The organism is Paraburkholderia rhizosphaerae, assembly GCF_004366595.1.
Lineage (GTDB): Bacteria > Pseudomonadota > Gammaproteobacteria > Burkholderiales > Burkholderiaceae > Paraburkholderia > Paraburkholderia rhizosphaerae.
In genome coordinates this window covers 1-26,661 of the sequence record NZ_SORE01000025.1, presented here as the reverse complement: position 1 = coordinate 26,661, position 26,661 = coordinate 1, and the positions used below count along the sequence as shown (strand labels likewise).

Annotated in this window: 30 protein-coding genes, 1 tRNA gene and 1 riboswitch; of the genes, 19 read left to right on the top strand and 12 right to left on the bottom strand. The window is 63.2% G+C overall.

The window, feature by feature from the left end; all coding sequences use genetic code 11:
- Positions 1-42: 42 nt before the first annotated feature.
- Both BX592_RS26550 and BX592_RS26545 read left to right on the top strand, forming a co-directional pair.
- Complete coding sequence (locus BX592_RS26550) at positions 43-1,209, top strand: MFS transporter (protein WP_134196256.1); 1,167 nt, start codon at positions 43-45, stop codon at positions 1,207-1,209.
- 35 nt (positions 1,210-1,244) lie between these two features.
- Positions 1,245-2,402 (top strand): MFS transporter, encoded by a 1,158-nt coding sequence (locus BX592_RS26545; protein WP_134196254.1) that lies wholly within the window; start codon positions 1,245-1,247, stop codon positions 2,400-2,402.
- 47 nt (positions 2,403-2,449) lie between these two features.
- Here the strand turns inward: BX592_RS26545 and fahA are convergent, their stop codons facing one another.
- Both fahA and hmgA read right to left on the bottom strand, forming a co-directional pair.
- On the bottom strand, positions 2,450-3,772 hold the full coding sequence (gene fahA / locus BX592_RS26540; protein ID WP_166676475.1) for a fumarylacetoacetase: 1,323 nt from the start codon (positions 3,770-3,772) through the stop codon (positions 2,450-2,452).
- On the bottom strand, positions 3,769-5,088 hold the full coding sequence (hmgA, locus tag BX592_RS26535; RefSeq protein ID WP_134196250.1) for a homogentisate 1,2-dioxygenase: 1,320 nt from the start codon (positions 5,086-5,088) through the stop codon (positions 3,769-3,771). The genes fahA and hmgA overlap by 4 nt, the downstream gene beginning before the upstream one ends.
- 219 nt (positions 5,089-5,307) lie before the next feature.
- Between hmgA and BX592_RS26530 the strand changes: the two genes are divergently transcribed.
- On the top strand, positions 5,308-6,138 hold the full coding sequence (locus tag BX592_RS26530) for an EAL domain-containing protein (protein ID WP_134196248.1): 831 nt from the start codon (positions 5,308-5,310) through the stop codon (positions 6,136-6,138).
- 39 nt (positions 6,139-6,177) lie between these two features.
- Here BX592_RS26530 and BX592_RS26525 read toward each other — a convergent pair whose 3' ends face one another.
- Positions 6,178-6,969: an IclR family transcriptional regulator gene (locus BX592_RS26525; protein ID WP_243849740.1), complete on the bottom strand. Its 792-nt coding sequence runs from the start codon at positions 6,967-6,969 to the stop codon at positions 6,178-6,180.
- 262 nt (positions 6,970-7,231) lie between these two features.
- On the opposite strand from BX592_RS26525, the gene BX592_RS26520 reads away from it, so the two are divergent.
- Positions 7,232-8,422 carry an acyl-CoA dehydrogenase gene (locus BX592_RS26520; RefSeq protein WP_134196244.1) on the top strand — a complete coding sequence of 397 codons (1,191 nt, stop codon included), beginning with the start codon at positions 7,232-7,234 and terminating at the stop codon, positions 8,420-8,422.
- Positions 8,423-8,583: 161 nt separating this feature from the next.
- Positions 8,584-9,813, top strand: a complete 1,230-nt coding sequence (locus BX592_RS26515; protein WP_134196242.1) for an autotransporter strand-loop-strand O-heptosyltransferase — start codon at positions 8,584-8,586, stop codon at positions 9,811-9,813.
- A 123-nt stretch (positions 9,814-9,936) separates the two neighbouring features.
- On the opposite strand, the gene BX592_RS26510 is transcribed toward BX592_RS26515, so the two are convergent.
- A complete protein-coding gene (locus BX592_RS26510) occupies positions 9,937-10,578 on the bottom strand; it encodes a peroxiredoxin (RefSeq protein ID WP_134196320.1) in 642 nt (213 codons plus the stop codon).
- A gap of 419 nt (positions 10,579-10,997) precedes the next feature.
- Here BX592_RS26510 and BX592_RS26505 point away from each other — a divergent pair, with 419 nt between their 5' ends.
- The 3 genes from BX592_RS26505 to BX592_RS26490 all read left to right on the top strand — a co-directional run bounded on the left by BX592_RS26505 (position 10,998) and on the right by BX592_RS26490 (position 12,607).
- Positions 10,998-11,300, top strand: a complete 303-nt coding sequence (locus tag BX592_RS26505) for an ElaB/YgaM/YqjD family protein (protein ID WP_134196240.1) — start codon at positions 10,998-11,000, stop codon at positions 11,298-11,300.
- Between the two features lie 283 nt (positions 11,301-11,583).
- On the top strand, positions 11,584-11,976 hold the full coding sequence (locus BX592_RS26500; protein WP_134196238.1) for a phage holin family protein: 393 nt from the start codon (positions 11,584-11,586) through the stop codon (positions 11,974-11,976).
- Positions 11,977-12,097: 121 nt separating this feature from the next.
- Complete coding sequence (locus BX592_RS26490; RefSeq protein WP_134196236.1) at positions 12,098-12,607, top strand: DUF3318 domain-containing protein; 510 nt, start codon at positions 12,098-12,100, stop codon at positions 12,605-12,607.
- An 80-nt stretch (positions 12,608-12,687) separates the two neighbouring features.
- Here the strand turns inward: BX592_RS26490 and BX592_RS26485 are convergent, their stop codons facing one another.
- From BX592_RS26485 to glyA, 7 genes are all read right to left on the bottom strand, one after another.
- A complete protein-coding gene (locus BX592_RS26485) occupies positions 12,688-13,164 on the bottom strand; it encodes a type IV pilin protein (RefSeq protein ID WP_134196234.1) in 477 nt (158 codons plus the stop codon).
- Positions 13,165-13,212: 48 nt separating this feature from the next.
- On the bottom strand, positions 13,213-13,770 hold the full coding sequence (locus BX592_RS26480; protein ID WP_243849739.1) for a pilus assembly PilX family protein: 558 nt from the start codon (positions 13,768-13,770) through the stop codon (positions 13,213-13,215).
- A 29-nt stretch (positions 13,771-13,799) separates the two neighbouring features.
- A complete protein-coding gene (locus BX592_RS26475) occupies positions 13,800-14,612 on the bottom strand; it encodes a PilW family protein (RefSeq protein WP_134196232.1) in 813 nt (270 codons plus the stop codon).
- Positions 14,612-15,046, bottom strand: coding sequence for a type IV pilus modification PilV family protein (locus BX592_RS26470; RefSeq protein ID WP_134196231.1), 435 nt, complete (start codon positions 15,044-15,046; stop codon positions 14,612-14,614). Before BX592_RS26470 ends, BX592_RS26475 begins: the two co-directional genes overlap by 1 nt.
- Positions 15,043-15,603 carry a GspH/FimT family pseudopilin gene (locus BX592_RS26465; protein WP_134196229.1) on the bottom strand — a complete coding sequence of 187 codons (561 nt, stop codon included), beginning with the start codon at positions 15,601-15,603 and terminating at the stop codon, positions 15,043-15,045. Before BX592_RS26465 ends, BX592_RS26470 begins: the two co-directional genes overlap by 4 nt.
- Before the next feature lie 230 nt (positions 15,604-15,833).
- Positions 15,834-16,325, bottom strand: a complete 492-nt coding sequence (nrdR, locus tag BX592_RS26460) for a transcriptional regulator NrdR (RefSeq protein ID WP_134196227.1) — start codon at positions 16,323-16,325, stop codon at positions 15,834-15,836.
- A gap of 6 nt (positions 16,326-16,331) precedes the next feature.
- Positions 16,332-17,579 (bottom strand): serine hydroxymethyltransferase, encoded by a 1,248-nt coding sequence (glyA, locus tag BX592_RS26455; protein WP_134196225.1) that lies wholly within the window; start codon positions 17,577-17,579, stop codon positions 16,332-16,334.
- 211 nt (positions 17,580-17,790) lie between these two features.
- Positions 17,791-17,890: riboswitch (ZMP/ZTP riboswitch) on the bottom strand.
- A gap of 480 nt (positions 17,891-18,370) precedes the next feature.
- Here glyA and ydfG point away from each other — a divergent pair.
- From ydfG to BX592_RS26410, 9 genes are all read left to right on the top strand, one after another.
- Positions 18,371-19,117, top strand: coding sequence for a bifunctional NADP-dependent 3-hydroxy acid dehydrogenase/3-hydroxypropionate dehydrogenase YdfG (gene ydfG / locus BX592_RS26450; protein WP_134196223.1), 747 nt, complete (start codon positions 18,371-18,373; stop codon positions 19,115-19,117).
- Between the two features lie 51 nt (positions 19,118-19,168).
- The gene (ybgC, locus tag BX592_RS26445; RefSeq protein WP_134196221.1) at positions 19,169-19,675 is read left to right on the top strand and encodes a tol-pal system-associated acyl-CoA thioesterase; all 507 of its coding nucleotides are present in this window, start codon (positions 19,169-19,171) and stop codon (positions 19,673-19,675) included.
- Positions 19,676-19,831: 156 nt separating this feature from the next.
- Positions 19,832-20,509 (top strand): protein TolQ, encoded by a 678-nt coding sequence (gene tolQ, locus BX592_RS26440; protein WP_134196219.1) that lies wholly within the window; start codon positions 19,832-19,834, stop codon positions 20,507-20,509.
- Positions 20,510-20,519: 10 nt separating this feature from the next.
- Positions 20,520-20,969, top strand: a complete 450-nt coding sequence (gene tolR, locus BX592_RS26435) for a protein TolR (RefSeq protein ID WP_134196217.1) — start codon at positions 20,520-20,522, stop codon at positions 20,967-20,969.
- Complete coding sequence (gene tolA, locus BX592_RS26430; protein ID WP_134196215.1) at positions 20,966-21,970, top strand: cell envelope integrity protein TolA; 1,005 nt, start codon at positions 20,966-20,968, stop codon at positions 21,968-21,970. Before tolR ends, tolA begins: the two co-directional genes overlap by 4 nt.
- A 181-nt stretch (positions 21,971-22,151) precedes the next feature.
- Positions 22,152-23,444, top strand: a complete 1,293-nt coding sequence (gene tolB, locus BX592_RS26425) for a Tol-Pal system beta propeller repeat protein TolB (RefSeq protein WP_134196213.1) — start codon at positions 22,152-22,154, stop codon at positions 23,442-23,444.
- A gap of 20 nt (positions 23,445-23,464) precedes the next feature.
- Positions 23,465-23,971: a peptidoglycan-associated lipoprotein Pal gene (pal, locus tag BX592_RS26420; protein ID WP_134196211.1), complete on the top strand. Its 507-nt coding sequence runs from the start codon at positions 23,465-23,467 to the stop codon at positions 23,969-23,971.
- 15 nt (positions 23,972-23,986) lie between these two features.
- On the top strand, positions 23,987-24,736 hold the full coding sequence (gene ybgF / locus BX592_RS26415) for a tol-pal system protein YbgF (protein WP_134196209.1): 750 nt from the start codon (positions 23,987-23,989) through the stop codon (positions 24,734-24,736).
- A 147-nt stretch (positions 24,737-24,883) separates the two neighbouring features.
- A tRNA-Lys gene (locus tag BX592_RS26410) sits at positions 24,884-24,959 on the top strand.
- A 259-nt stretch (positions 24,960-25,218) separates the two neighbouring features.
- Here BX592_RS26410 and BX592_RS26405 read toward each other — a convergent pair.
- Positions 25,219-25,506, bottom strand: a complete 288-nt coding sequence (locus tag BX592_RS26405; protein ID WP_134196207.1) for a hypothetical protein — start codon at positions 25,504-25,506, stop codon at positions 25,219-25,221.
- Here BX592_RS26405 and BX592_RS26400 point away from each other — a divergent pair.
- Positions 25,505-26,083 (top strand): NUDIX hydrolase, encoded by a 579-nt coding sequence (locus BX592_RS26400; RefSeq protein ID WP_134196205.1) that lies wholly within the window; start codon positions 25,505-25,507, stop codon positions 26,081-26,083. The genes BX592_RS26405 and BX592_RS26400 overlap by 2 nt on opposite strands.
- Before the next feature lie 22 nt (positions 26,084-26,105).
- Positions 26,106-26,661: isopentenyl-diphosphate Delta-isomerase (gene idi, locus BX592_RS26395; RefSeq protein WP_134196203.1), on the top strand; the 556-nt coding region annotated here is incomplete at its 3' end.

Sequence of the window (26,661 nt, the reverse complement as noted above, 5' to 3'; positions counted from 1 at the left end):
TCCCGAATGCGCGCGAGCGCGGCGCCTGCCGGTTTTCCCATCATGCCCTTGCCCCTGCTTGCTCTCGCCGTTGCCGCGTTCGGTATCGGCACGACCGAATTTGTCATCATGGGGCTGTTGCCCGACGTCGCACGCGATCTCGCGGTGTCGATTCCGGCGGCCGGCATGCTGGTCTCCGCGTACGCGCTAGGTGTCACGATCGGCGCGCCGATCGTCGCGATCGCGGTGGCGAACATGCCGCGCAAAAAGGCGCTGATGAGTCTGATCGGCGTGTTTATCGTCGGTAACCTGCTGTGCGCGGTTGCGCCGAACTATGCGGTGCTGATGATCGCGCGCATCGTCACCGCGTTCTGCCACGGCGCATTTTTCGGCATCGGCTCGGTGGTCGCGGCGGGGCTGGTTGCGCCGAACCGCCGTGCGCAGGCGATCGCGCTGATGTTCACCGGCCTCACACTGGCCAATGTGCTCGGCGTGCCGCTCGGCACCGCGCTCGGCCAGGCGGTCGGCTGGCGCGCGACGTTCTGGGCGGTGACGGGCATCGGCGTGCTCGCCGCGCTCGCGCTCGCGGCCTGCCTGCCCTCGCGCATCGACATGCAGAAGGCGAGCCTGCTGCACGAATTCAAGGTGATGAAAAATCCGCAGGTGCTGATGGTGCTCGGCACCAGCGTGCTCGCATCGGCCAGTCTGTTCTCGACGTTCACCTACATCACGCCGATTCTCGAAGACGTGACCGGCTTCACGCCGCACGCGGTCACCTTCGTGCTGTTGCTGTTCGGCCTCGGGCTGACGGTCGGTAGCACGCTCGGCGGCAAGCTCGCGGACTGGCGGCCGGTGCAATCGCTGCTCGGGTTCCTGCTCGCGATCGTCGCAATCCTGATCGTGTTCGCCGCGGCGATGCATGCCGAGATTCCGGCGCTGGTCACGGTCTTCGTATGGGGTGTGCTTGCATTTGCGATCGTGCCGCCGCTGCAAATGTTGATTGTCGACCGTGCAAGCCACGCGCCGAATCTCGCATCGACGCTGAACCAGGGGGCATTCAATCTCGGCAATGCGACCGGTGCGTGGCTCGGCGGAATGGCGATCGGTGCGGGCGCACCGCTGACCTCGCTGCCGTGGGTCGGCGTCGCGACCGCCGCCGGCGCGGTCGCGATCACGCTGTGGTCGGTGTCGCTCGAACGGCGTGCGCAGCGGGTGGCGATGCCGGGGTGATGCCTTTACTTGATGCCGTAGTAGCATCTCGCCCGATGAAAGTGATCTTCTCCCGCGACTTTGTCGCGCTCATCCTGAGCGTCGCCGTAGTCGGACTGGGCACCGGCGCGACGCTTCCGCTCACCGCGCTCGCGCTCACCGATGCCGGCTACGGCACCGACGTCGTCGGCCTGCTGACGGCCGCACAGGCGGGCGGCGGCCTGATCGTCGTGCCGCTGGCGAGCCGCATCGCCGCTCGCTTCAGCGGCCGTCAGGTGATCGTCAGCGCGGTGCTCGCGGTCGCGCTCGCAACCGCGCTGATGCAATTTACCGTCAACCTGTGGGTGTGGGGCGTATTGCGCATCATATGCGGCGTCGCGCTGATGCTGCTGTTCACGGTCGGTGAAGCATGGGTGAACCAGCTTGCCGACGATGCGTCGCGCGGCCGGGTAATCGCCATCTACGCGACCAATTTCACGCTTTTCCAGATGGCCGGTCCGGTGCTCGTGAGCCGCATCGCGCCGTTCGCCGGCTGGCGCTTTATCGCGTGCGGCGCGATTTTTCTGCTCGCGCTGCCAATGCTCGCGGCGATCCGCACGACATCGCGCATCTCAGGGGATCATGAATCGCATGCGAACTGGCGGCAGGTGCTGCCGCGTATGCCGGCACTGGTGCTTGGCACCGGCTTCTTCGCGCTGTTCGATACGCTCGCGCTGTCGCTGATTCCGCTCTTTGGCATTGCGCATGGTTTCACTCCGGGCGTCGCCGTGCTGTTCGCATCGGCGATTCTGCTTGGCGATACGACGCTGCAATTTCCGATCGGCTGGCTCGCGGACCATCTCGGCCGCGAACGCGTGCATATCGGCGCGGCGCTGGTCGTCGTGCTGCTGCTCGCGCTGCTGCCATGGGCGGTCGCCAACCCGTGGCTGTGCTGGCCGCTGCTATATGTTCTGGGCGCGGCGGCCGGTGCGGTCTATACGCTGTCGCTCGTCGCGTGCGGCGAGCGCTTTCGCGGCGCCGCGCTGGTATCCGCAAGCTCGATCGTGGGTGCGTCGTGGAGCGTGGCGAGCTTCGCCGGCCCGCTCGTCGCCGGCGCGCTGATGAAACGCGTCGGCAACGACGCGCTGATCGGCGTGCTGCTGGCGAGCGCGCTTTCGTTTCTCGGCGGTGCCTGGTGGGAAAAGCGGCGCGCCACGGTAGGCGCGTTGCAATAAGTCATCGCAACACGACACTGCGCACGCGCGCCCATCGGCAGGTCGCTTCACTCGCGTGCCGGCAACACCTCGCCGACGCACGTGCCGAACCCCACACGATAACCATCGCCCTGACACCAGCCCGCTAGCGTCAGCTCGTCGCCATCTTCGATAAACGTGCGGGTGCCGCCTTCATCGAGTTCGAGCGGATTCTTCCCATTCCACGTCAGTTCGAGCAGGCTGCCGAACGCATCTCCAGCAGCGCCGCTGATCGTTCCCGAGCCCATCAGATCGCCGACCCGCGTATTGCAGCCCGACACCGTGTGATGCGCGAGCTGCTGCGCCATTGTCCAGTACATATGGCGAAAGTTCGTGCGGGCGATCGTCGTCGTGCGGCGCGCGCGTTGCGGCCGCAAGCGGACTTCGAGCTCGATATCGAAGGCGTGCTTGCCATCGTGGCGCAGATAGTCGAGCGGCACCGGCTGCTGGACCGGCTGCGCGACGCGAAACGGCTCGAGCGCATCGAGCGTGACGATCCATGGCGAGATCGTCGTCGCGAAGGTCTTCGAGTTGAACGGGCCGAGGGGCACGTATTCCCATTGCTGGATATCGCGCGCACTCCAGTCGTTGAGCAGCACCATGCCGAAGATGTGCGTTTCCGCGTGCGCGCACGCGATCGGCTCACCCAGCGCATTGCCGCGTCCGACGATAAAACCCGTCTCCAGCTCGATATCGAGCTTGCGGCATGCGCCAAATACCGGCCGCGGCGCATCCGGCAGCTTGATCTGGCCATTGGGCCGCCGCACCGGCGTGCCGCTCACGACCACCGACGACGCACGTCCGTTGTAGCCGATCGGCATCTCCAGCCAGTTCGGCAGCAGCGCCTTTTCCGGGTCGCGAAACATCGAGCCGACGTTGGTCGCGTGTTCCTTCGACGAGTAGAAATCGGTGTAGCCGGGAATGTCCACGGGCAGATGCAGCGTCGCGTCGGCCAGGCGCGCGAGCGCTCGCGCGTTGAGTGCCGCGTCGTCGCGCAAGCGCGGGTTATCGCGCGCAAGCAGCGCGCTCAATTGCACGCGCACGCTGCGCCACGCATCGCGGCCGAGTGCGATAAATGCGTTCAGCGAATCGCGCGCGAACACACTGCGACGGTCGTTTGTCGCGTTGGGCTGCGCCGGCAACGCGAGGAGCCCCGCCTGTTCAAGCACGGCGAGGTCGACGATCCGATCGCCGATCGCGACGCCCGCGCGCGGCGAACGATCGCGCGTATCGCTGAAGATGCCGAACGGCAGATTCTGGATCGGGAAATCGCAGGCCGGGTCGTCTGCCGTGTCGACCCAGCTTTTGCGCGATGCATCGAGTGTCGACTGAAGCGCGCTATCGATGCTCATCGTTGCTCCGGATTGAAATGTTTTTGCAGGCCTTGCCAGCATTCCGCGTAATTCGCCTGTAGCTGCGCGCTCTCGAGTGCGAAGCGCGTCGGCCGGATCAGCGTGCGGCATTCGAACATGAAGGCCATCGTGTCGGCCACTTTATGGGGCTTCGACGTATCGCTGTGCGACGCCCTCTCGAACGTTTCGGCGTCCGGGCCGTGCCCCGACATGCAGTTATGCAGGCTCGCGCCGCCCGGCACGAAACCCTCCGCCTTCGCGTCGTACACGCCATGCACCAGTCCCATAAACTCGCTCGCGACATTGCGGTGGAACCACGGCGGACGGAACGTCTCCTCGGCCGCGAGCCAGCGCGGCGGGAAGATCACGAAGTCGAGCGTGTCGACGCCCGGCGTATCGCTTGGCGCGTGCAGCACCAGGAAGATCGACGGATCCGGATGGTCATAGCTGATCGAGCCGATCGTGTTGAAGTGCCGCAAGTCGTACTTGTACGGCGCGTAGTTGCCATGCCACGCGACGACGTCGAGCGGTGAGTGACCGATGTCCGCGCGCCACAGCTGGCCGTTCAGTTTCGCGACCAGTTCGAATGCACCTTCGCGGTCTTCATACGCGGCATGCGGCGTCAGGAAATCGCGCGGGTTCGCGAGTCCGTTCGAGCCGATCGGCCCGAGGTCCGGCAGCCTCAACAGCGTGCCGAAGTTCTCACAGATATAGCCGCGCGCGTCGCCATCCGGCAGCGCGACCGTGAAGCGCACGCCGCGCGGAATCACCGCGATCTCGTACGGCGCCACGTCCAGCTGGCCAAACTCGGTCGCAATCGCGAGACGCCCCTGCTGCGGCACGATCAGCAACTCACCGTCGGCGCTGTAGAAGTAGCGGTCCTGCATCGACCGGTTCGCGGCGTACAGATGAATCGCGCAGCCGTTCATCGCATCCGCGGCGCCGTTGCCCGCGAACGTCACCCAACCGTCGATAAAGTCCGTCGGCGTGGACGGCATCGGTAGCGGGTCCCAGCGCAGCTGGTTCGGCGGAGTCGGCGGCACGCCGGCGAAGTTCGCGACCAGATGCCCGGACGGCAATGGCGTGAACGGCCGGTGCATTGCGGCCGGGCGGATTCGATATAGCCACGAACGCCGGTTGTGGCCGCGCGGCGCGGTGAACGCGGTGCCCGACAACTGCTCCGTGTAAAGCCCATAAGGCGCGCGCTGCGGCGAATTGCGGCCGTGCGGTAGGGCGCCGGGCAGCGCTTGCGTGGCGAATTCGTTCGCGAAGCCGGACTGGTACGCGTCGCTCGCGAGGCGCGTCGATGTGTTCATTCGGAGTTCTCCATTGACCAACCAGTTTGACCAACCGGTAGTTCCGAATAGTAAAACCAATTACGATTAGTGAAATCAACGTAAACCCTGGTGTGTATGTGGCCGCGTGAATCGATATCAGCATTTGGTTGGTCGCGATTTCGCGCCCGCTGCTACCATCGAAGAATGCGGTGCATGCCGCACCATTCGAGCGCGCCCGATCGCCCCCCCTACGCCACAATGATCCCGTTGAACATTCCCCAACTCGTTGACCGCGCATCGACGCATCCCTTCCTTCGTGAGCATTTGCGTATGGGCAGCGGCATGCATCGTGACAGCGCGGTCGCGCATTACGCGAAGCTGGAGATCGGCAGTTGCTATGAACCGATCTTCGATATCAGCGTGCATGCGCTCGCGCAGTCGCTGTCATCGGCGCCGCAAAGCGCGGACCGTTTCGGCGACGAACTCGGCTTCCAGGCGGTCACGCAGCTGCTGGACGGCGCGCAAGTCGATACCTTCGATCCGTTCGAGCATGTCACCGACGATCAGGAACTGGTCGCGCTCGACCGCATGTCACGCGGGATGCATGCAATCAATTTCTTCGGCGCGCAGCGACATGGGTTGCTGTTTCTGCGTGTGCATGAACGGCTGTTGAAGAGCGTGCGCTATGACCATGGACGGCACTTTTCAACCGTACTGATCTCGTTCGGGCTGAATCCGTCGCGCATCGTGATCGAGTTGCCGCCGGCTGCCGTCGCGCATCGCACGTTTCTCGGTTACCTGACGAAGAGCTACCAGCATTACGGCTTCAAGGTCGCGGGCAATCTGCCGAATGCCGGGCAGATTTTGTCGGTGTCCGATATGGCGCGTCTCGACTTCATCAAGATGGACGCGGGCGCGGCGCTGCGCGATTCGATGGTGAAACCGCTGGTCGGTTATGCGAATCGCCTTCGCATTCCGTTGATCTTTGACCGCGTCGCGACCGAAGCGCAGTTCGATCTGTTGCAGCAGTACGACGTGCGGTTCGTGCAGGGGCCGCTTTTTGTGCGCAATGAGAATAGCGCGGCTTGATCCGTAGCTTGATGGAGCGGCTTGATCAAGCGCGCGTCGTCACCGTGCACGCGTCTGCTCATCGCGCTGCGCCGGGTCGCCAACGCGTTGCGCCAGCGCTTTCAGCCGCGGCGCCACGCGCTCGCGAAACACCTCCTCCCCCATCGACGACGCCGGCCCACTGCAACTGAGCACTAGCCACCGGCCATCGCGCGGATCACGGAACGGCACTGCGACCGCGTTCACGTCGTCGTGCCATGCGCGAAACGAATAACAGCAGCCCGCGTGCGCGAACGCGTCGATTTCGACACGCGCTTGCCGGACCTGTGCTGCGCCCACATCGCCCGCCGCTTGCGCGAGTTCGGCGAGTAGCGCGTCGCGCGCATCGACCGGCTGCACCGCCAGATACGCACGGCCCATCGAACTTGTCAGCATCGACAGCTTCGAGCCGGACGCGAGCCCTAGCGTCAACGCGGTTTCGCTGCGAATGGTTTCCAGATAGATCATGTCGAGACCGTCGCGGCACCCAAGCGACACCGCCGCGCCGACCTCCCGTGCAAACGCGCGCAAGTGCGGCCGCGCCAGTTCGAGTGTGTCGATGCCTGAGAGCAGCGCAAAACCGAGCGACAGCACGCCCGCATCGAGCGCATATTTGCCGGGCGCTTCGTCAAACCGCAGGTAACCGAGCACCGTCAGCGTATACGCGAGGCGATTGACCGTCGCTTTCGGCAAGCCGGTCCGTTCGACGAAATCGCGATTGCCAAGCAGCGTGTCGCCTGGCTTGAACGCCCGCAGCAGATCGAGCCCGCGTGCGAGCGCGACAACGAACTTGCGCTCATCGATGGGCGGCACAGACTGCAATGAATCACGGGAAGCGCGCGACTGCGTTGCGTCGGCTGGCTGGGCGGAAGCAGGTGCGGGACGTGGCATCGGATGGTACACTCAACTGTCATTTGCAAAACATTGTTTCGCAGAGCGGAACTCGCGTCAAGTCATTCAGTCAAGTCATATTCCGTCACGATCGAAGGCCCGATCCGTCACCTGTGTCCGAGCCCCCGGACACGACGCCCGGGTAGTCGACCGATCGGGCAATCGAGTATTCAGGAGAGAGATCATGGCCGCGCATGCGCAATTTCACTGGGACGACCCGCTGCTTTTCAACCAGCAGCTCAGCGACGAAGAACGCATGGTGCGCGATGCAGCCGCGGCCTACGCTCAGGACAAGCTCGCACCGCGCGTGCTCGAAGCGTTTCGCCACGAGAAGACCGACGTCGCGATCTTTCGCGAGATGGGCGAGCTCGGCCTGCTCGGCCCGACCATCCCCGAGCAGTACGGCGGCCCGGGCCTGAACTACGTCAGCTACGGGCTGATCGCGCGCGAAGTCGAGCGGGTCGATTCAGGCTACCGGTCGATGATGTCCGTGCAGTCGTCGCTTGTGATGGTGCCGATCTATGAATTCGGCTCCGACGCGCAGAAGGACAAATACCTTCCGAAGCTCGCGAGTGGCGAGTGGATCGGCTGCTTTGGCCTGACTGAACCGAATCACGGCTCGGACCCGGCGAGCATGGTCACGCGCGCGAAGCGAGTCGATGGCGGCTATTCGCTGTCCGGCTCGAAGATGTGGATCACCAACTCACCGATCGCCGACGTGTTCCTTGTTTGGGCGCAGCTCGAAGAGAACGGCAAGGATGAGATTCGCGGATTCATTCTCGAGAAGGGCTGGAAGGGACTGAGCGCGCCGGCCATTCACGGCAAGATCGGCTTGCGCGCGTCGATTACCGGCGAGATCGTGCTCGACGAAGTGTTCGTTCCCGAAGAGAACCGGCTGCCGGATGTGAAGGGTTTGCGCGGGCCATTCACCTGCCTGAACTCCGCGCGTTACGGCATCGCGTGGGGCGCGCTCGGCGCCGCCGAATCGTGCTGGCACACCGCACGCCAGTATGTGCTCGATCGCAAGCAATTCGGCCGGCCGCTTGCCGCGAATCAGCTGATCCAGAAGAAGCTCGCCGATATGCAGACCGAAATCACGCTCGGCCTGCAAGGCGTGCTGCGCCTGGGCCGCATGAAGGACGAAGGCACCGCGGCGGTCGAGATTACGTCGATCATGAAGCGCAATTCGTGCGGCAAATCGCTCGACATCGCCCGCACCGCGCGCGACATGCTCGGCGGCAACGGCATTTCAGATGAGTTCGGCGTCGCGCGGCATCTGGTCAATCTCGAAGTGGTCAATACGTACGAGGGCACGCACGATATCCACGCGCTGATTCTCGGACGCGCTCAAACCGGGATCCAGGCTTTCTTCTGACAGAGTCAGCAACTCAGGCTGGTACGGACGCGATTTAAGACTTGTCCAATTCGGATGGGCAAATGGCCCGCTTAAGGTGTCGGCTGCATTTTTTTTGATGCGCCGATTCCGATCTCCGACGCGGGGTCGACAGACAGGGTCGGCGCCGCCTCGGAGAAAGCATGAGCGAAACCGTCGCCCGCACCGGCACCCAGCACGGCCTGACCGAATCGACCTTCGCGCGGCCCGGCACGCCGGTGTTCAATGGGCCTGAAGGCGTGCGCTTCGATTTCAACTACGGCTGCCGGGTACAGGTCCCGGTCGACGGCTGGCGCGTGCGGATGATCGACATCGACACGCACAACGTCGTGTTCGATGAAGCGGTCGAAGCGGGTGCGACCGTGGCGAGCCGGCGCAAGTATTTTGTGCGTACACGACTGCAGGTGTTCGACGGTGCGCGTCTCGTATTCGAGCATGCGTTCGATGCGGCCGGACAGCCGGTTCTTGTGCGTCTGGCGTCGCCCGCGCTCGGCGACTCGCTCGCATGGATGCCGGTGATCGACGCGTTTCGCGAGCAGCATCGATGCGAATTGCGTGTCGCATTGCCGGTCGCACTGCACCCGCTGTTTCGCGCCGGCTACCCGGAGCTGGAGCTCGTCTCCGATTGCGACACCGACGCGATCGGCGCATCAGGCGCGCCGTACTACGCGACCTATCACGTCGGCCTCTTTTCCCCCTACGACGAACGCGATCATCAGCCGACCGACCCGCGCGTGAGCAGCATGCAGGACGCGGTCGCCTACATGCTCGGCGTACCGCCCGGAGAAAGGCGGCCGCGGATGATCGTCGCGGACACCCTGCGACGCATCGCGCAACCGTACGTGTGCATCGCGACGCAGGCGACGGCCCAATGCAAATACTGGAACAACCCGCGCGGCTGGCCGACGCTGATCGCGCATCTGAAGCAACGCGGGTTTCGCGTGCTGTGCATCGATCGCGATCGCGAATACGGGCTGCCCGGCGCACTGAACCGGATGCCGGCAGATGCCGAAGACTTCACCGGCGAGCGGCCGCTGCAAGAGCGCGCGAGCCTGCTAGCGCACGCCGCGTTCTTTGTCGGGCTGGGCAGCGGGCTATCGTGGCTCGCGTGGGCGGTCGGCACGCCGGTCGTGATGATCAGCGGCTTTTCGCATCCGAAGACTGAGTTCCACACGCCGTGGCGCGTGATCAACTTTCACCCTTGCAATAGCTGCTTTAACGATACCGCGCACCAGTTCGATCCCGACGATTTCAACTGGTGCCCGCGCCGCGCGGGGAACGGCATGCAGCGGTTCCAGTGCACGACGGCGATCGGTCCGGAGTTCGTGATCGAAACGGTGGACCGGCTGATCGACGCGCACGGCTTTGCGTGATTGTCGAATGGGTTTCGCCAAAATAAAAAGCCGGGCTGCGGGTTTCTGATCACCCGTGGCCCGGCTTTGCGTTGCCTTTGCGTTGGCCTGTGCCTTTGCCTTCGCGTTGGCTATGCCAGCGGCTTACTTCAGGTTCGGTTGCGGCGTCATCCGCAGATACGGACGCAGCGCCTTGTAGCCCTTCGGGAATTTCTGCTTGATCACTTCTTCGTCCTTCAGCGACGGCACGATCACCACGTCGTCGCCGTGCTTCCAGTTGCCCGGCGTCGCGACCTGATAGTTGTCGGTCAGCTGCAGCGAGTCGATCACGCGCAGCACCTCGTCGAAATTGCGGCCGGTGCTCGCCGGATACGTGATGATCAGCCGCACCTTCTTCTTCGGATCGATGATGAACAGCGACCGCACCGTCAGCGTTTCGTTCGCGTTCGGGTGAATCATGTCGTACAGTTGCGACACCTTGCGGTCGCCGTCGGCGAGAATCGGAAAGCCGACGCTCGCGGCCTGCGTTTCGTTGATGTCCTTGATCCACTCCTGGTGCGACTTCGCGTTATCCACCGACAGCGCGATCGTCTTCACATTGCGCTTGTCGAATTCGCCCGCTAGCTTCGCCGTCAGGCCCAGTTCCGTCGTGCATACCGGCGTGAAGTCAGCCGGGTGCGAAAACAGCACGCCCCAGCTGTCGCCCAGCCACTCGTGGAACCGGATCGGGCCGATGCTCGAATCCTGTTCGAAATCAGGTGCGGTGTCGCCAAGACGTAGACTCATCATGCAGCTCCTTTAATGCTCGAATGGTCCGCCTGGCACGGGCCGGCGGTGCGTAGAAAAATTAGAGCATACCGGACGCACCCCTGTCCGGCTAACGAACGGAGCGTCATACACATATGAGTTTTTTGTAATTTTGGTCACGATGAGTGAAACTTAGCGGGTCAGATCCAGTTGCCCGTGCTATTAATGTGGGAGCATCGTACGAGCGTGACGCCTGGCGCCGGAGCCGTCCCGATCCATCGCCGCGCGCTTTTCATCGGTTTTATCGCTTGTCGGTCGTTTGTTGCGCAACTGGTGAGCCGGGAACGGTTTCTGCGGTGTCGCGATGACCCCGATCCGCCCGTTTCCCGAGCCGTACTCGCCAGCGGCGATTTCTTTGGATACGATTCCACGCGTAGCGTGCATGAAGGGAGCAATCAATGTCGGAAGTCAACAAGGAGAGATTGATGTCGGATATCAAAACAGTCCTCGCAGACGCTGAAGATCTGCTGAAGCAGGCCGCGAGCGCAACCGGCGAACGCGCTTCCGAACTCCGCGAAACCGCACTGTCGCGGCTCAAACAGGCCAAGGAAAAAGCGGCGGATGTGCAAGTGGTGGTGGTCGAGAAAGGCAAAAAGGCGGCACGCGCGACCGACGACTACGTGCACGAGCATCCGTGGACGTCGATCGGCATTGCGGTGGGTGCGGGTGTGCTGGTGGGCCTGCTGATCAATCGGAAGTAATGCGGGAAGCACCGCGGGAAGTACCGCACGAAGTATCGCTGGAAGCATCGCGGCAGGTCATGTCGAGAACATGGGCCGCGAGCTCGGGCTGCAACTCAGGCTGCAACTCAGGCTGCAAACAGGGCGGCCGGCTCGGCGGGACGTTTTCTGACGTTGAGCCGGACACGTTTTCAGACACGGCCTGGCCGGCGCATACGAGCGCCGGCCGGTCGATTCCAGTGCGCTGCCGGTGCGGCTTCCGGTGAATTTCCGGTGCACTTTCACGGGGTAACGCGCTCACGCCATGACCACCGATACCCAATCGCAGCGCGCCGAACACAGCCCGCTGCGTCGCATTTTCAGTTCCGTCTTTTCGATCCTGCAGACCCGGCTCGAACTGATCGGTATCGAGCTCGCAGAAGAAAAAGACCGCCTGCTTGCCGTGCTTTTTCTCGGACTCGCGTCAATGATGCTCGCGATGATGGCGCTGATTGCGCTGACCGCGCTGATTGCGATCGCGTTCTGGGACACCTACCGCTGGCAGGCGCTCGCGGGCATCACGATTGTCTATGCGCTCGCCGCGCTGGCGTGCGGTTTGCGTGCGCGCGGCAATCTGCGTAATGCGCCGGCTGTATTCGAAGCGACGCTCACCGAGTTCGAGAAAGACCGCGAGATTTTCCGTAAGCATTCAAGCTGACGCGTTGCGCTTGCGCTTCGCGTCGACGCGAGGATTGGCCGGCGAGCTTACCGCTTGCATTGCTCGCATCGGCCGTCCACCGCGACTTCTTCTACTACCTCAGACGCTGCACTGACACTTCATGAGCCCGGTCCATTCAGATGCCGCATTCCGCCGTCAGCACACTGCGGCGAAAAACCTGAGCACGCCGCAGATGCGCGCGCTGCGCAAGGAACTGCTGATCGTGCGTGCGGACGTCGAACGCATGGAGCTCGCGCAGTCGACCATCGAGTTGCGCCAGGCGGTGATTCGTTTCAGCTGGCTCAAATTCGTGCTGCCGGGCTTCGCCAGCATGCGTTGGGGCGTGCGCAGCGCGACCAGCAAAGGCATCGGCGGTCTGCTGAAGCAGTACCCGCTGCTGAGCTCGATCGTGTCGCTGCTGCTCGCAAAGCCGCTGCGCACCAGCGTGACGGCGACAGCAAAGCCGGTGCTGAAGTGGGGCAGCGTCGTGCTGGCCGGCTGGGAAGCTTACCGGATCTGGCAGCAAATCCGGCGCGAAACGGGCGGACGCGCTGGCAAAGGCGCGGGCAAGGACATTCGCAACGGCGCGGGCGCTGATTCGTCGGAGCAGGCAGCGGACGCGGGCGGTTGATCATGTAGACGTGGGTACGGGTGCGGGTGCGGGCGCTTTGCGCGCGCATACGCGAACCGGCATACAAACCCGTGCACGCTTCACCGCGCGCTCCAGCATTGCACGGAATCGACGCTCAGCGTGTTGCCCGATGACGCACCGGACCCCAGATCGACCGGCGCACCAGACGTCGCGCTCGCGCGATTCGAACGCAGCCCCGTCGCGTCGAGCGCGAAGATGCCGCAACGGTCGTCATGCATCGGGCCCGCTTCCGTGGGTCTTGCTTCCAGCGTATAACCGCCGTTTGCATCATCGGCGGGCAGCATCTGCAACCGGTAGACGGCAGCGCCGGATTGCGGCACCTGATCGAATCCGGATGGCAACATAATCGTGCCGCCGCCGCGCGGCGCCGATTCAACGAATTGCGCCGCGCGATAGAGCGCCGCCGCGGCATCCATTCTGTGTCCACGTGAGATTTGCGCACGGTACGACGGCACCGCGAAAGCAGCCAGCACAGCGATGATTGCAAGTGCGATCACCAGTTCCAGCAATGTAAATGCGTTGATCGGAAGCTTCATTCGGTCGATCCGGATAGGTGATTGAATAGCCGTTGCGCAGCGCGCTCGTTAGAACGGCCGCGCGGCAATACGCCGCCAATGACGCTCGACGCCGCCGTTGTCGACAACCAGCTGAAGCTGCAGCCATGCCTGCGCGTCCTGCGTGCTGCCATACCCGCGCGACGTGATGAGCCATGCGTGTGCGGACGGACGCGTCGAAAGACGCCACGCTTCGATTACGCATTGCGGCGGCTCGAACGAACCTTGCCATTTCGCGACGGGAGCAAACGCCGTCGCGCCAAAGGTAGCGGGCGATTTCCACGCGACCGGCTCACCGTCCCCGAAAGGCTCAGCCGATGACACGTCGCCCGCGAGCACGCGTTGCGAGCACAGCGTCAATGCTGAATCCGCCGCATGAAACGCGACCAGCTGGTCATACAGGTTCGCCGCACCGCGTGCGGCCGCCACCGACGTTTCAAACCACGCAGCGGACGTGGCCAGCATCATCGACGACAGCATCAGCACGACCGGCAATGCCGCGCCCCGGTTGCGCGTGCGACGCGGCGCGCGCGGCGCGCTATTGCGTCGCGGATCGCGTCCGCCGCGACGCACCGTATGACGCTTCATTGCGCGCGTCGGTTTCGGTCCGCAACGCATCATGTTTCACCTCCACTGTTGTTGCGGATCGCGATACGCCGCCAGAATGCGTCGCGAGCCCGCTTGTCGGTACCGACCGCCGGCACGCCGTCGCAATCGACATAGCGGCTTGGCGCGGTATCGCGCGCACCGCGTACGAGCACACAGACGTCGACCGCGACGACACTGTTCCATTGGTCCGGCGTCAGTGCGGATGCATCGAGCGCGGCCGGCGCGGCGGCTGGCCAGTAGCGCAGCCGCAGCCGCTCGACGCCCTCCACTAGCGGTTGCGATGAACCGGCCTTGCCACTGCCCTCGCAATACAGCTCCGGCTCTCCGGTGGAGCCGCTGGCTTTCGCGTAGAAGCGGTTGACGACCGGTACGCCCTGCGCATCTGCCGGCAGCGTGCGCACGAGTCCCTGGCCAAGGCAATCGGTTGGCTGCGCGGCGGCCGATGGCCAGGTCGAAACGTTATCGGCGACGTAGCGAATCGCAATGCCGTCCGAATGACCCGCGAGCGCTTCGCATGTGAGGCGATCGTCGGTTCCGACCGGACGCGCGGCCGAACAACCGAACAGCGCGCTAACCGAGGCCGATGCGCCCGCCGGCGCGGCATCCGCCGGTGTGAAGCCGGCCATCTGCAATTGCAGTGCGATCAGCGTAAGCGCCGTCATTCCGGCGTCGTGCATCTGCGCAGCGTCGGTAGCCCGCGTGAGCGCGAGCCGCTGCGACCGATACAGCGACACCGCACCCGCCGTCACGATGAGACCGAGCGCAACCGCAATCATCACCTCGAGCAGCGTGTGACCGTTCGAACGAAGCACGCGCCGCATCACCGGGCAAATGCGAGCACGACACAGCCGGTACCGGCGGGCACCGCGATGTCCCCGCACGGCGGCGGCATATCGATCACTTCGCCGGAGCGTGGCGAATTGGCAGTGGAGTGCCACGTCACGCGCACGACTGACGTGCTGTCGCCGGCGCCGTTCACCGACGTGTCGCCTTGCGGCAGCATCGAGGCCGCTCGCGCACGCCATTGCGACAGCGCCGCGTTGCTCTGCGGCGCGCGTTGCATCGCCTCGACGAGCGCATCGGCGATTAGCGCGGCATGCTCGCGCGTTGCTGTCGCGCGCGCATCGCGGATCATCCACATTTGCGCGGCAATCAGTCCGAGTGCGGTAATCGCAGTCAGCACGACCGCCAGCATCACTTCAATCAGCGATTCGCCACGCTGAACGCATGAATAACGTATCGGTGAAGTATTCATGCGGCGGCTCCACAAGCGCCTTCGGCGATACGTGCGCGTCCACCCGCAGCAATGCGGATGCAGCGATGCCACGGGTTACCTTGCGTTACCTTCGACGGGTTGCGCGGCGCGAGATCGAAGCTGCGGAAGCTGCCGATTGCCTGGCCTGCAGGCGGTGTAAAGGTGAGATTCGTCAATGCGCCGGCGATGCTGACTGCCGCAAGTTCCGGCTGCATGCGCAGTGCGAGCAGCGCGCCTGCCCGCTCGACCATGACGGCCCAACCGCATGACCAGTCCGCGGCGCCCGACCGGCACGCCTGTCCCGTGGAGAGACAGTGCCGTGCCGCATCGATACGACAGACGATGACGCGCACGCCGCGCCGGATGGCTTCACTGCGCGCGTACTCGAGCGTCGATAACAACGCGTACGCACGCGCATTGACCAGATCGCGGGTCTGCCACGCGACAAACGACGGCGTCGCCATCGCTGCGAGCAGCACCAGCAGCGCGACCACCACCAGCGTTTCGATCAGCGTGAAGCCGTTTTGCGCACCCATTGTCCAGCCATCGTTTCTCATCGTCAGCCTCCCTTTTCAGCAACGACGGCGACGACTGTACCGTTGCTTCAAGGTGCTAACAATCTGCCGAATGGCCAGGTAGCGCGCAAATGCAATCGCACGCAATATCGAACGCGTGTCGATCGCATCACGGCGACGGAACGTTGCAGAACCGGGTCAGTTGAAAGGGGGAAAAGATGCTGCAGAACGAAGCAACAACCGAAGCGATTGCCGAATGGCTCAGCGCTCAATCAGCGCTTGCGCCGGGGCTTCGGTGCGTCGGATGGCGACGGCAGCCGGCGGAACTCCTCGATCACGTCCTCGAACTCGGACACGTCTTCGAAGCGCCGGTAGACGGACGCGAACCGCACGTAGGCGATCGTGTCGAGCGCGCGCAACTCGTTCATCACGAGTTCTCCCAGGCGCTCGCTTTGCACTTCACGCTCGCCACTGCCGAGCAGCTGGTACTCGATGCGAGCGACTGCGGCGTCGATCGCATCGGCTGCGACCGACCGCTTGCGCAATGCGAGCTTCATGCTGGCGACAATCTTGCGCCGGTCGAATTCAACGCGGCTGCCGTCCTTCTTCACGACCGACGGCAGCGAGAGTTCGACGCGCTCATAGGTGGTGAAGCGCTTGTCGCAAGCCGGACAACGACGACGGCGCCGGATCGCGGCGCCGTCTTCGGATACGCGCGAATCGACCACCTGCGTATCGTCGTGCCGGCAGAACGGGCAGCGCATGATCGGTTAGCGATAGACCGGGAAACGCCTGGTCAGCTCGGCAACCTGCGCGCGCACGCGTTCGATGGTGGCGCCGTCCTCCGGATTGTCGAGCACGTCGGCAATCAGGTTACCCACCTGCTCCGCTTCCTTCACGCCGAAGCCGCGCGTGGTCATCGCGGGCGAACCGAGACGGATGCCGCTCGTGACGAACGGCTTTTCCGGATCGTTCGGAATCGCATTCTTGTTGACTGTGATGTGCGCCGCGCCGAGCGCCGCTTCCGCCGCCTTGCCGGTGATGTGCTTCGCGCGCAGATCGACCAGCATCACATGGCTCTCGGTGCGGCCCGACACGATGCGCAGACCGCGCTTCACCAGGGTTTCGGCGAGCACCCGAGCGTTTTCGATCACGTGCTGCTGATACTCCTTGAACTCCGGCGACAGCGCTTCCTTGAACGCGACGGCCTTCGCGGCGATCACGTGCATCAGCGGTCCGCCCTGGATGCCCGGGAAAATGGCCGAATTGATCTGCTTCTCAAACTCGGCCTTCATCAGGATCACGCCGCCGCGCGGACCGCGCAGACTCTTATGCGTGGTGGTAGTGACGAAATCCGCATGCGGCACGGGGTTCGGATACACGCCGGCGGCAATCAGGCCCGCGTAGTGCGCCATATCGACCATCAGATACGCACCGACCGACTTCGCGATTTTCGCAAGCCGTTCGAAGTCGATGCGCAGCGCGAACGCGGATGCGCCGGCGACGATCATCTTCGGCTTGTGTTCGTGGGCGAGCTTTTCGGCTGCTTCATAGTCGATGTCTTCGGCTGTATCGAGCCCGTAGCTGACAACATTGAACCACTTGCCCGACATATTGACTGGCGAGCCGTGCGTCAAATGGCCGCCATGCGCGAGGCTCATGCCCATGATCGTGTCGCCCGGCTTGAGCATCGCGAAGAAGACGCCTTGATTCGCCTGCGAGCCCGAGTTCGGCTGCACGTTCGCGGCTTCGGCGCCGAACAGCTGCTTGACCCGGTCGATCGCAAGCTGCTCGACGATATCGACGTACTCGCAGCCGCCGTAGTAACGCTTGCCCGGGTAGCCTTCCGCGTACTTGTTGGTGAGCTGCGAGCCTTGCGCGGCCATCACGGCCGGGCTCGTATAGTTCTCCGACGCGATCAGCTCGATATGTTCTTCCTGGCGGTGGTTTTCCTGCTCGATCGCCTGCCAGATTTCCGGGTCGACGTTCGCAATGGTGCTTTGGGCTTTATCAAACATGTGCGTTCCGTTGAGAATGTTCGGTTGACTGTGAGTCCACACGCAGTTCCGCGCCCGATCTTGCGCGTAACAGCACGCACAACGCGTGCGCAAGGCGCGCAAGCTGGTGCGCGGCGCGGCCGGAAACTGGAAACCTGGATATGCGGACTACAGGGACACCGCACACGCGAGGCAAGCCAGCGACCGGCAGCACAAACGATGGCGCGCGGATCACAGCTGCCCAGGCGAACGGCAAAACGGAGCCCCGCGCTTCACGGTGGGTTGCTCCACCTTGAACCCGAAGGGTTCTATCGCCAGTCACGCAGGGGTGAGCGCGTTAGTTTATTGGAAGCGCATCGAATAGGCAACCGGCGTTGCGGCGCCCACGCGAAGGCAAAAAACCCTGACAAATTCACTACTTGGACGCATTGGACCGAGGCGCGCCGGGCGGCGTCGGCAGCCGGCCGCGTGTCGGAACCGATGACTGCGCGCGAGAGCGGATATGGATATGTGTCGCCGCCGCGGTTTGCCCACTCATCTGCCGCGCCTTCCGCGGGTGCGCCAGTTCATCGCTCCCCCCGATGGCCGCCCACTCTGCCGTCAAAATGGCCACCCGATCCGCCACCACAACTTCCGCCGGCTGGGCCGCCGGACCGGGAACCCGGGCGCCCCACGAGGCCCCGGCTTCCTCCGCTGTTCCGGCCGCTCAAGCGGCAAGTGCGCCGCGCACCAGAACTGGCCGTCGCGGCCGGTTGCTCGGGCGCGACAATGGAAGTAGGCTTGTCGCCTTTCTCAACTAACCGGGATTTGCAATGATCGTCTTCGTCACCGGGGCGTCGGCCGGATTCGGCACCGCCATCGCTCGCGCCTTCGTGAAAGGCGGACACCGCGTGGTCGCCACCGCGCGCCGTAAAGATCGTCTCGACGCGCTCGCCCGCGAACTCGGCGAAAACCTGCTGCCGCTCGAACTCGACGTGCGCGACCGCGAAGCCGTCGCCGCGCTGCCCGCCGCATTGCCGGCGGGCTTCGCCGAGGTCGATGTGCTTGTCAACAACGCGGGTCTCGCTCTCGGCCTCGAGCCGGCCCAGAAGGCCAACCTCGACGACTGGGAAACGATGATCGACACGAACTGCAAGGGACTTGTGCAGATGACGCGTGCGCTATTGCCAGGCATGGTCGAGCGCAATCGCGGCCACGTGGTCAATCTCGGCTCGGTCGCGAGCAATTGGCCCTACGCCGGCGGCAACGTGTACGGCGCGACCAAGGCCTTCGTCGCGCAATTCAGCCTGAACCTGCGCGCGGACCTCGCCGGCACGGCCGTACGCGTCACCGATATTCAACCCGGTTTGTGCGGCGGCACCGAGTTTTCGAACGTGCGCTTTCATGGCGACGATGCGAAAGCCGCAAACGTCTACAAGGACGTGCAGCCGCTCACCGCGGAAGACATCGCCGAGTCGATCTACTGGGTCGCAACGCGCCCCGCGCATGTGAACATCAATTCGATCGAACTGATGCCTGTTGCGCAGTCGTTCGCCGGCCTGTCGATCCATCGCGGCTGACCAGACGAGCGATGTGCCGAAAAAACGGGCAGTTCGCCGGGTTCCGGTAAAATGCGCGACATGAAAACGCCTAGCAGTCAGCCCGGCGCCGAAATCGGCTTTACGTGGCCGATTCGCGTGTACTACGAAGATACCGACGCCGCTGGCATCGTGTTCTACGCGAACTACCTGAAGTTTTTCGAACGCGCGCGCACCGAATGGCTGCGCGCTTGCGGAATCGAACAAGGTAGGCTTGTACGCGAAACCGGCACGCTCTTCATCATTAGCAGCACCGCGCTCGACTATCGCGCGCCCGCGCGTCTGGACGACCAGCTGACGATCGTCAGCCGGATCGAAAAGCTCGGCCGCGCAACGGTCGATTTCGCGCAGGAAGCGTGGCGCGACGGCACGCTGCTCGTGACCGGCACGATTCGCGTCGGCTGCGTGAATGCCGCCACGCTGCGGCCCATCGCGATCGCGCCGGCCGTGACCGCCGCGTTACGGCGCGGTCCGTCAGATTGCGGCCCGAGCAACGACTCAGGCAACACGGGTACAGACATGTCAACGGCTGACGCGTGAGCACCGTTGATACCTGGCCAGTGAACTCGTAACGGTCAGAACAAGACCAAGCATGGTTCGGCGAAAGGATTCCCCGAAGCTTCCGGTTCCCTCACCAAACGCTTCGATCCGCCTTGCAGCCGGACGCCCCTTTGCGGGACGTTACAGCGAACCTCTATGAACACTACACAAGATCTGTCGATCGTTTCCCTCGTTCTCAATGCGAGCCTGCTGGCGCAGGCAGTGATGGCGCTACTGTTGCTGCTATCGCTCATGTCCTGGACTTTCATCTTCCGCAAATGGTTTGCGATTCGCCGCGCACGCGGGCAAACCGAACGCTTCGAACGCGATTTCTGGTCGGGTGGCGACCTGCAGGCGCTGTATCAGAGCGCCGCGAACAACCGTCACCGGATCGGCGCGCTCGAGCGCATTTTCGAATCCGGCATGCGCGAGTTTCTGAAAGGCAAGGAGAAGCGCCTGAACGATCCGGGCGCGATTCTCGACGGCGCGCGCCGCGCGATGCGCGCGGCATTCCAGCGTGAAATGGACGTGCTCGAAGCGAACCTCGCGTTTCTCGCGTCGGTCGGCTCGGTGAGCCCTTACATCGGCCTGTTCGGCACGGTGTGGGGGATCATGAACGCGTTTCGCGGCCTCGCGAACGTACAGCAGGCGACCCTCGCGAATGTCGCGCCGGGCATCGCCGAAGCGTTGACCGCGACCGCGATCGGCCTGTTCGCGGCGATTCCTGCAGTGGTCGCGTACAACCGCTACGCTCACGATATCGACCGCCTCGCGATCCGCTTCGAGACCTTCATCGAAGAATTCTCGAACATCCTGCAGCGCCAGGCGCATTAAGGAGTCCACGATGGCCGGTTCCTCCCTTCGTTCCAGCATGCGCGGCGGCCGCTCGCGCCGCGCGATGTCCGACATCAACGTCGTGCCGTACATCGACGTGATGCTCGTGCTGCTCGTGATTTTCATGGTGACGGCGCCGCTCGTCGCACCGTCCATCGTCAATCTGCCGACGGTCGGCGGCGCAAGCCCGCAGCAGCAAACGCCGCCGGTCGTCGTCAACATCCGCCCGGACGGCAACTTGAGCGTGCGTTACAAGGACGACGCGGGCGCGACGCAGCAGGAAACCATGACGCGGGCGGACCTGAACAGCTTCGTCACCGACCGTGAGCAATCGCATCCCGACCAGCCGGTCGTGATCGCCGCCGACAAGACCGTGAAGTACGAAGTGGTGATGAACGTGATGTCCGATTTGAAGGCGCGTGGCGTCAAGCGCGTTGGATTGCTCGTCAAACCGCAATGATTCGCCAGAAATCCGCCTATCCGTTACAGCCGCCGCGCGAACGCGGCACGCTGCGCGCGTTCGCGCTCGCGGCATTGATGCATGTGTTGCTGGGATTTTTTCTGTATCACGGCATCCAATGGCAAAACAGCACGCCCGCAGGCGCGGAAGCCGAGCTGTGGACCGCGGTGCCCGACCTGTCGACGCCCCGCGCCCCGCCGCCGCCGGTGCCGGTCGCACCGGCGCCGCCCGTGCCCGATGAGCAGGCGGACATCGCGCTGCAGGAAAAGAAGCGCAAGCAGGAAGAAGCCGCGCGCGCCGCGCAACTGGCCGAGCAGCAGCGGCAACAACAGTTGCAGGCACAACAGGAAGCGGAAGCGAAGCGCCAGCAGCAACTCGCCGAGCAGCAGGCCGAGATGGCCGCGGCGCTGAAAAAGCAGCAGCTACAACAGCAACAGTTGCAGGCGCAAAAACTCAAGCAGCAACAACTGGCCGAGCAGCAAAAGCAGGATCAGTTGAAGAAGCAACAGGAACAGCAGAAGGAACAGCAGCAGGCACAGGCCGACGCGCAGAAAAAGGCGGAAGCCGACAAGGCCGCGAAGGCGAAAGCCGCGGCGCAGGCCGAAGCCGCGAAGAAGCTCGACCAGGAACGCCGCCAGCGGCTCGCGGCGCTGCAGGGGCTGGCCGGCGGCGAAAGTTCGAGCGGCAACGGCCTTGCGAAGAGCGGCACCGGCAGCGGCGCGGGCGGCACCGCGACATCGGCCGGCTACGCGGAGAAGGTGCAGCGGCGCGTGCGGCCGAACATCGTGTGGGCGGGTGACACGCAAGGGCTTGAAACCGTGGTTTCGGTGCGCTGCGCGCCGACCGGCACGTTGCTGTCGGCTACCATCACGCGCGGCAGCGGCAATTCGCAATGGGACGACGCTGCATTGCGCGCAGTTCAGCGTTCGGATCCGATGCCGCAAGACACAAATGGCAAGACACCGGCCAGCTTTACCATTACGCTGCGTCCGGCGGGTTGAGCAACGGTGAGCAATGCATGAACGAAGGTTGGCAAGGCGCGGCTTACCAGGCCAGCCTTAAGGCATGCTGAAAGCTGCGGGGCACGCCCGGCAAGGTCGCCCCGCAGTCGGGAACGATTTCTGCATGCTTGTGTCTGTTTGCAGTTATGAAGGTTTTTGTACTATGGGGAATCGATAAAGCATGAGTTTGATGACGAAGCTAGGCCTGCGAACACTGGTGGCGTCTTGCATGATTGCAGCAGGCGGCGCCGCACACGCACAGCTGAACGTCCTCGTGACGGGCGTCGGCTCCACACAGTTTCCGATCGCAACAGCGAATTTTGCGAACGAAGCGACTTCCCCGCAGCAGATCAGCACGATCGTACGCCAGGATCTGCAACGCAGCGGCAAGTTCACCAACGTCGACGCGGGTTCCACGCCGATCTCCGAGAACGATACAGTCGACCTCGGCAGCTGGAAGGCCAAGGGCGCTGACGCGTTCGTCGCCGGCAGCGTGACGAAGCGCCCGGACGGCCAGTATGAGGTGCGCTTCAAGCTGTACGACACCGTCAAGCAGGAAAACCTCGGCGGCCTCGTGCTCGTAAGCCCGGAAAGCGGTCTGCGGATGAGCGCGCACAAGGTTGCCGACTACATCTATGCAAAGCTGATGGGCACGCGCGGCGTGTTTGCCACACGCCTGTCGTATGTGATCAAGGTGGGTAACCGCTACCAGCTGCAGATTTCCGATTCCGACGGTCAGGACGCGCATATCGCATTGTCGAGCCCCGAGCCGATCATCTCGCCGGCATGGTCGCCGGACGGCACGAAGGTCGCATACGTGTCGTTCGAGAAGAAGAAGCCGATCGTCTATATCCACGATCTGCCGACCGGCCGCCGTGTCATCGTGTCCGACCAGAAGGGAAATAACAGTGCGCCGGCGTGGTCGCCGGACGGCCGCACGCTGGCGGTAGCCCTGTCGCGCACCGGCAACACGCAGATCTTCGCGGTCAACGCGGACGGCACCGGCCTGCGGCGCCTCACGCAAGGCAGCTCGATCGACACCGAACCGGATTTCTCGCCGGACGGCCAGTCCATCTATTTCACGAGCGACCGCGGCGGTCAGCCGCAAATCTATAAAATGCCGGCCACGGGCGAAAGCGCGGGCGCTGCGCAGCGCGTAACGTTCACCGGCAGCTACAACACGAGCCCCCGCATCAGCCCGGACGGCAAGCAACTGGCGTATATTTCGCGCACCGGCGGCGGTTTCAAGCTGTACATCCAGGATCTGCAGTCGGGTGTCGCAACGGCGCTCACCGACACGACACATGACGAATCGCCGAGCTTCGCGGCGAATGGTCAGTACATCCTTTACGCCACTCAGGTGAACGGCCGTGGCGTGTTGGCCGCAGTATCGACCGACGGTCGGACGCGGCAGGTCCTATCCGTTCAGGGTGGCAGCGTACGCGAGCCGTCCTGGGGCCCGTTTATGCAATAACCACACAAGGAGAGTAAAGCATGAAGTCAAAACTGCGTGTTACTTTGGCCGCGCTGGCGGTCGTCGGTGTCCTCGCTGCGTGCAAGTCGACGCCGCCGGCCCCCACCACCACGACGGGCAACGTCGGTTCGCAGCCGAACCCGAATGCGGTCGCGCCGGTCACGGTCGATGAGCTCAATAATCCGAACAGCCCGCTCGCGAAGCGCAGCGTCTACTTCGATTTCGACAGCTACTCGGTGAAGGACGAGTACCAGCCGCTGCTGCAGCAACACGCGCAGTACCTGAAGTCGCATCCGCAGCGTCACGTGCTGATCCAGGGCAACACCGACGAGCGCGGCACGAGCGAGTACAACCTGGCGCTCGGCCAGAAGCGTGCGGAAGCGGTGCGCCGTGCGATGTCGCTGATGGGCGTGCCCGATTCACAAATGGAAGCCGTGAGCCTGGGCAAGGAAAAGCCGCTCGCGACCGGTCATGACGAAGCTTCGTGGGCGCAAAACCGCCGCGCCGACCTCGTCTACCAACAGTAACGGGTAACGCGCCGAATGACACTCCGTTTCTCCCGGCTGCGGCTTGCCGCAGCAGCATGCGCAGCGGGTGCGGCCTTCGCCGCCGTGCCGGCGCATGCCGGCCTGTTCGACGACGACCAGGCCCGCCAGGCGATTCTCGACCTGCGCACGAAAACCGACAGCCTGACGAACCAGCTGTCGGCTGCGCAACGCACGATCCTCGATCAGTCGAACCGTCTCGACCAGCTAAACCAGCAGGTCGCGACGCTGCGCGGACAGAACGAGGATCTGACGAACCAGTTGTCGATCTTGCAGAAGCAGCAGAAGGACTACTACACCGACCTCGACGGCCGGCTGAAGAAGTTCGAGCCGCAGCAGCAGACGGTCGATGGCGTGCAGGGCGAAGTGCAGCCGGGTGAGACGGACGCGTTCAACGCGGCTTCGCAGCAGTTTCGCAACGGCGACTTCAAAGGCGCCGCTGCATCGTTTCGCAGCTTCATCTCGAAGTTTCCGCAAAGCCCGTATCAGCCGACCGCGCAGTATTGGCTCGGCAATGCGCTGTACGCAATGCGCGACTACAAAGGGTCGACCGCGGTATGGCAAGGCGTGGTGAAGAACTACCCGCAGCATCCGCGTGCGCCTGAAGCGCTGCTCGCCATCGCGAACAACCAGCTCGAACAGGGGCAGAAGGCCGCCGCAAAAAAGACGCTCGAACAGATCGTCGCGCAGTATGGTGGCTCCGATGTCGCGCAATCTGCGCAAAGCAAGCTTTCGCAGATCAAGTAACCTGCGTGACTTGAGCCGCCGCCGCGCTGAGCGGTGGCGGTTCTGGCAATGGCTAGCGCTTGTTCGCCCTGCGCGGTGGCGTGAATTTTGCCGCGTGCCGGGTTGACACTGCCATAGGGTCATCGCTATAATTTCGCTTCTCTTTTGGGGTCGTTAGCTCAGCTGGTAGAGCAGCGGACTTTTAATCCGTTGGTCACAGGTTCGAATCCCGTACGGCCTACCAAAGAATTCAAGGGCTTAGCTTACGCTAAGCCCTTTTTCTTTTTTGCTCCGATAATTCCGTGCTCCGCAAAACTTGCGCGGACGCCTTCTCATACATTCGCGTCATCGACGATTCCACTCAATTCACCGCACCATCTGGATTGAACTGGATAGTAAATAAGCACGGTACCGGACGATAATATTCAGTTCCCGCAGATCCATAACATTTCGTCAGTTAGCCACGCTTGCAAGTTCCGTTTCGCTCTCATTTGCGGTGCGATTCATTGTTTGCGATTACCCTTCCCGACATTCGAACCGGATTTCGACGGCAGAAACGCAGCAAAAAGGATCAGCGGACAACAGGTTTCTAATCCTGCAGTTTGAACCACAGTCTCCGCACAGCTAAACGTTACTAATCCAACGCCTAACCCGCCCCATTCCATAAATCTGCGCTCATAAACCGCCGCCAGGTTTATTCGATACTTGCGTCGTATTCCTCCGCCAGTATTTTCTATAATTTTTCCAACCACCCTGATTATCTTTATCCAGGCATAGGGAAAAATCCCCATGAATGCCTGCACCTTTATGACGCGTGTCGATTGGGAATACGTGCTGCACGAACGCGACATGGTCGTTCGCAAGGACTGGTTCCGGAATGCCGATGGAACGTCGCGCAATAGCGCGTGCGTACTCGAATATCCGGATTGGGTCAGTGCATTTGCGCTTACGCGTACAGGCAAAGCGATCTTCGTGCGCCAGTTCCGGAACGGCGTGCATGAGCAGGCACTCGAGATTCCGGGTGGCTGGATCGACGCCGGCGACGCCAGCACCGAAGCGGCCATTCGCCGCGAACTGCTTGAGGAAACCGGTCATGTGTTCGATGAACTGGTACCGCTCGTTAGCGTGTCGCCCAATCCTGCGACGCACTCGAACAGGCTGCACTGTTTCCTCGCAATGGGCGGGGTGTTGGCGGCTCCCCTGCAACCGGACGCTGACGAGCAGATCGAGCTCGAGCTGCTGCCGTTGAGCGCCGTGAAAAGCCTGCTTTCGTCCGGAATGCTGCTCGACAACGGACACCTCACCTGCGTCTTTTACGCGATGATGCGACTCGGGTTGCTGGACTGGACGAGATCACCGAACGCGTAGCGCCGCTCAGCGGAGCGAATTCATGACCGACATCCACGTCATTCTGGTCGACGAACATGATCGCGAGATCGGTACGATGGAGAAACTTGCAGCCCATCAGCAGGGCCGGTTGCATCGAGCCGTGTCGGTCTACGTGTTCAATTCACGCGACGAGTTGCTACTGCAGCGACGTGCGCCCAGCAAATATCATTGCGCACGCTTGTGGGCCAATACCTGTTGCGGCCACCCTTTGCCGGGGGAGGGGACGATGGGTGCGGCGCGGCGCCGGCTTCGCGAAGAAATGGGCCTGACCTGCGAGCTAAACGCGATGTTCGAGTTCAGCTACCGCGCGGTATTGCCTGGAGGACTCATAGAACATGAGTATGGCCACGTCTACTTCGGGCGTTCCGATGCGACACCAGCGCCGGCTCCCGACGAAGCCGACGCGTACATGTATCGTTCGCTCGACGATATCCGGCGTCGCTTCGCGAACGCTCCGGAATCGAACCTGTCCGCATTTTTGTGGGTGAGGCGGTTAAAGGAATCGTTAGCCGCGCGCCTGCGTGAATCGATCGCCAAACAGAATAGCAAACTGATTC

Bases quoted from the DNA above. Each gene is read 5' to 3' on its own strand.
- BX592_RS26550 (WP_134196256.1), top strand. From the start codon at position 43: ATGCCCTTGCCCCTGCTTGCTCTCGCCGTTGCCGCGTTCGGTATCGGC.
- BX592_RS26545 (WP_134196254.1), top strand. From the start codon at position 1,245: ATGAAAGTGATCTTCTCCCGCGACTTTGTCGCGCTCATCCTGAGCGTC.
- fahA (WP_166676475.1), bottom strand. From the start codon at position 3,772: ATGAGCATCGATAGCGCGCTTCAGTCGACACTCGATGCATCGCGCAAA.
- hmgA (WP_134196250.1), bottom strand. From the start codon at position 5,088: ATGAACACATCGACGCGCCTCGCGAGCGACGCGTACCAGTCCGGCTTC.
- BX592_RS26530 (WP_134196248.1), top strand. From the start codon at position 5,308: ATGATCCCGTTGAACATTCCCCAACTCGTTGACCGCGCATCGACGCAT.
- BX592_RS26520 (WP_134196244.1), top strand. From the start codon at position 7,232: ATGGCCGCGCATGCGCAATTTCACTGGGACGACCCGCTGCTTTTCAAC.
- BX592_RS26515 (WP_134196242.1), top strand. From the start codon at position 8,584: ATGAGCGAAACCGTCGCCCGCACCGGCACCCAGCACGGCCTGACCGAA.
- BX592_RS26510 (WP_134196320.1), bottom strand. From the start codon at position 10,578: ATGAGTCTACGTCTTGGCGACACCGCACCTGATTTCGAACAGGATTCG.
- BX592_RS26505 (WP_134196240.1), top strand. From the start codon at position 10,998: ATGTCGGAAGTCAACAAGGAGAGATTGATGTCGGATATCAAAACAGTC.
- BX592_RS26500 (WP_134196238.1), top strand. From the start codon at position 11,584: ATGACCACCGATACCCAATCGCAGCGCGCCGAACACAGCCCGCTGCGT.
- BX592_RS26490 (WP_134196236.1), top strand. From the start codon at position 12,098: ATGAGCCCGGTCCATTCAGATGCCGCATTCCGCCGTCAGCACACTGCG.
- BX592_RS26485 (WP_134196234.1), bottom strand. From the start codon at position 13,164: ATGAAGCTTCCGATCAACGCATTTACATTGCTGGAACTGGTGATCGCA.
- BX592_RS26480 (WP_243849739.1), bottom strand. From the start codon at position 13,770: ATGAAGCGTCATACGGTGCGTCGCGGCGGACGCGATCCGCGACGCAAT.
- BX592_RS26475 (WP_134196232.1), bottom strand. From the start codon at position 14,612: ATGCGGCGCGTGCTTCGTTCGAACGGTCACACGCTGCTCGAGGTGATG.
- BX592_RS26470 (WP_134196231.1), bottom strand. From the start codon at position 15,046: ATGAATACTTCACCGATACGTTATTCATGCGTTCAGCGTGGCGAATCG.
- BX592_RS26465 (WP_134196229.1), bottom strand. From the start codon at position 15,603: ATGAGAAACGATGGCTGGACAATGGGTGCGCAAAACGGCTTCACGCTG.
- nrdR (WP_134196227.1), bottom strand. From the start codon at position 16,325: ATGCGCTGCCCGTTCTGCCGGCACGACGATACGCAGGTGGTCGATTCG.
- glyA (WP_134196225.1), bottom strand. From the start codon at position 17,579: ATGTTTGATAAAGCCCAAAGCACCATTGCGAACGTCGACCCGGAAATC.
- ydfG (WP_134196223.1), top strand. From the start codon at position 18,371: ATGATCGTCTTCGTCACCGGGGCGTCGGCCGGATTCGGCACCGCCATC.
- ybgC (WP_134196221.1), top strand. From the start codon at position 19,169: ATGCGCGACATGAAAACGCCTAGCAGTCAGCCCGGCGCCGAAATCGGC.
- tolQ (WP_134196219.1), top strand. From the start codon at position 19,832: ATGAACACTACACAAGATCTGTCGATCGTTTCCCTCGTTCTCAATGCG.
- tolR (WP_134196217.1), top strand. From the start codon at position 20,520: ATGGCCGGTTCCTCCCTTCGTTCCAGCATGCGCGGCGGCCGCTCGCGC.
- tolA (WP_134196215.1), top strand. From the start codon at position 20,966: ATGATTCGCCAGAAATCCGCCTATCCGTTACAGCCGCCGCGCGAACGC.
- tolB (WP_134196213.1), top strand. From the start codon at position 22,152: ATGAGTTTGATGACGAAGCTAGGCCTGCGAACACTGGTGGCGTCTTGC.
- pal (WP_134196211.1), top strand. From the start codon at position 23,465: ATGAAGTCAAAACTGCGTGTTACTTTGGCCGCGCTGGCGGTCGTCGGT.
- ybgF (WP_134196209.1), top strand. From the start codon at position 23,987: ATGACACTCCGTTTCTCCCGGCTGCGGCTTGCCGCAGCAGCATGCGCA.
- BX592_RS26400 (WP_134196205.1), top strand. From the start codon at position 25,505: ATGAATGCCTGCACCTTTATGACGCGTGTCGATTGGGAATACGTGCTG.
- BX592_RS26405 (WP_134196207.1), bottom strand. From the start codon at position 25,506: ATGGGGATTTTTCCCTATGCCTGGATAAAGATAATCAGGGTGGTTGGA.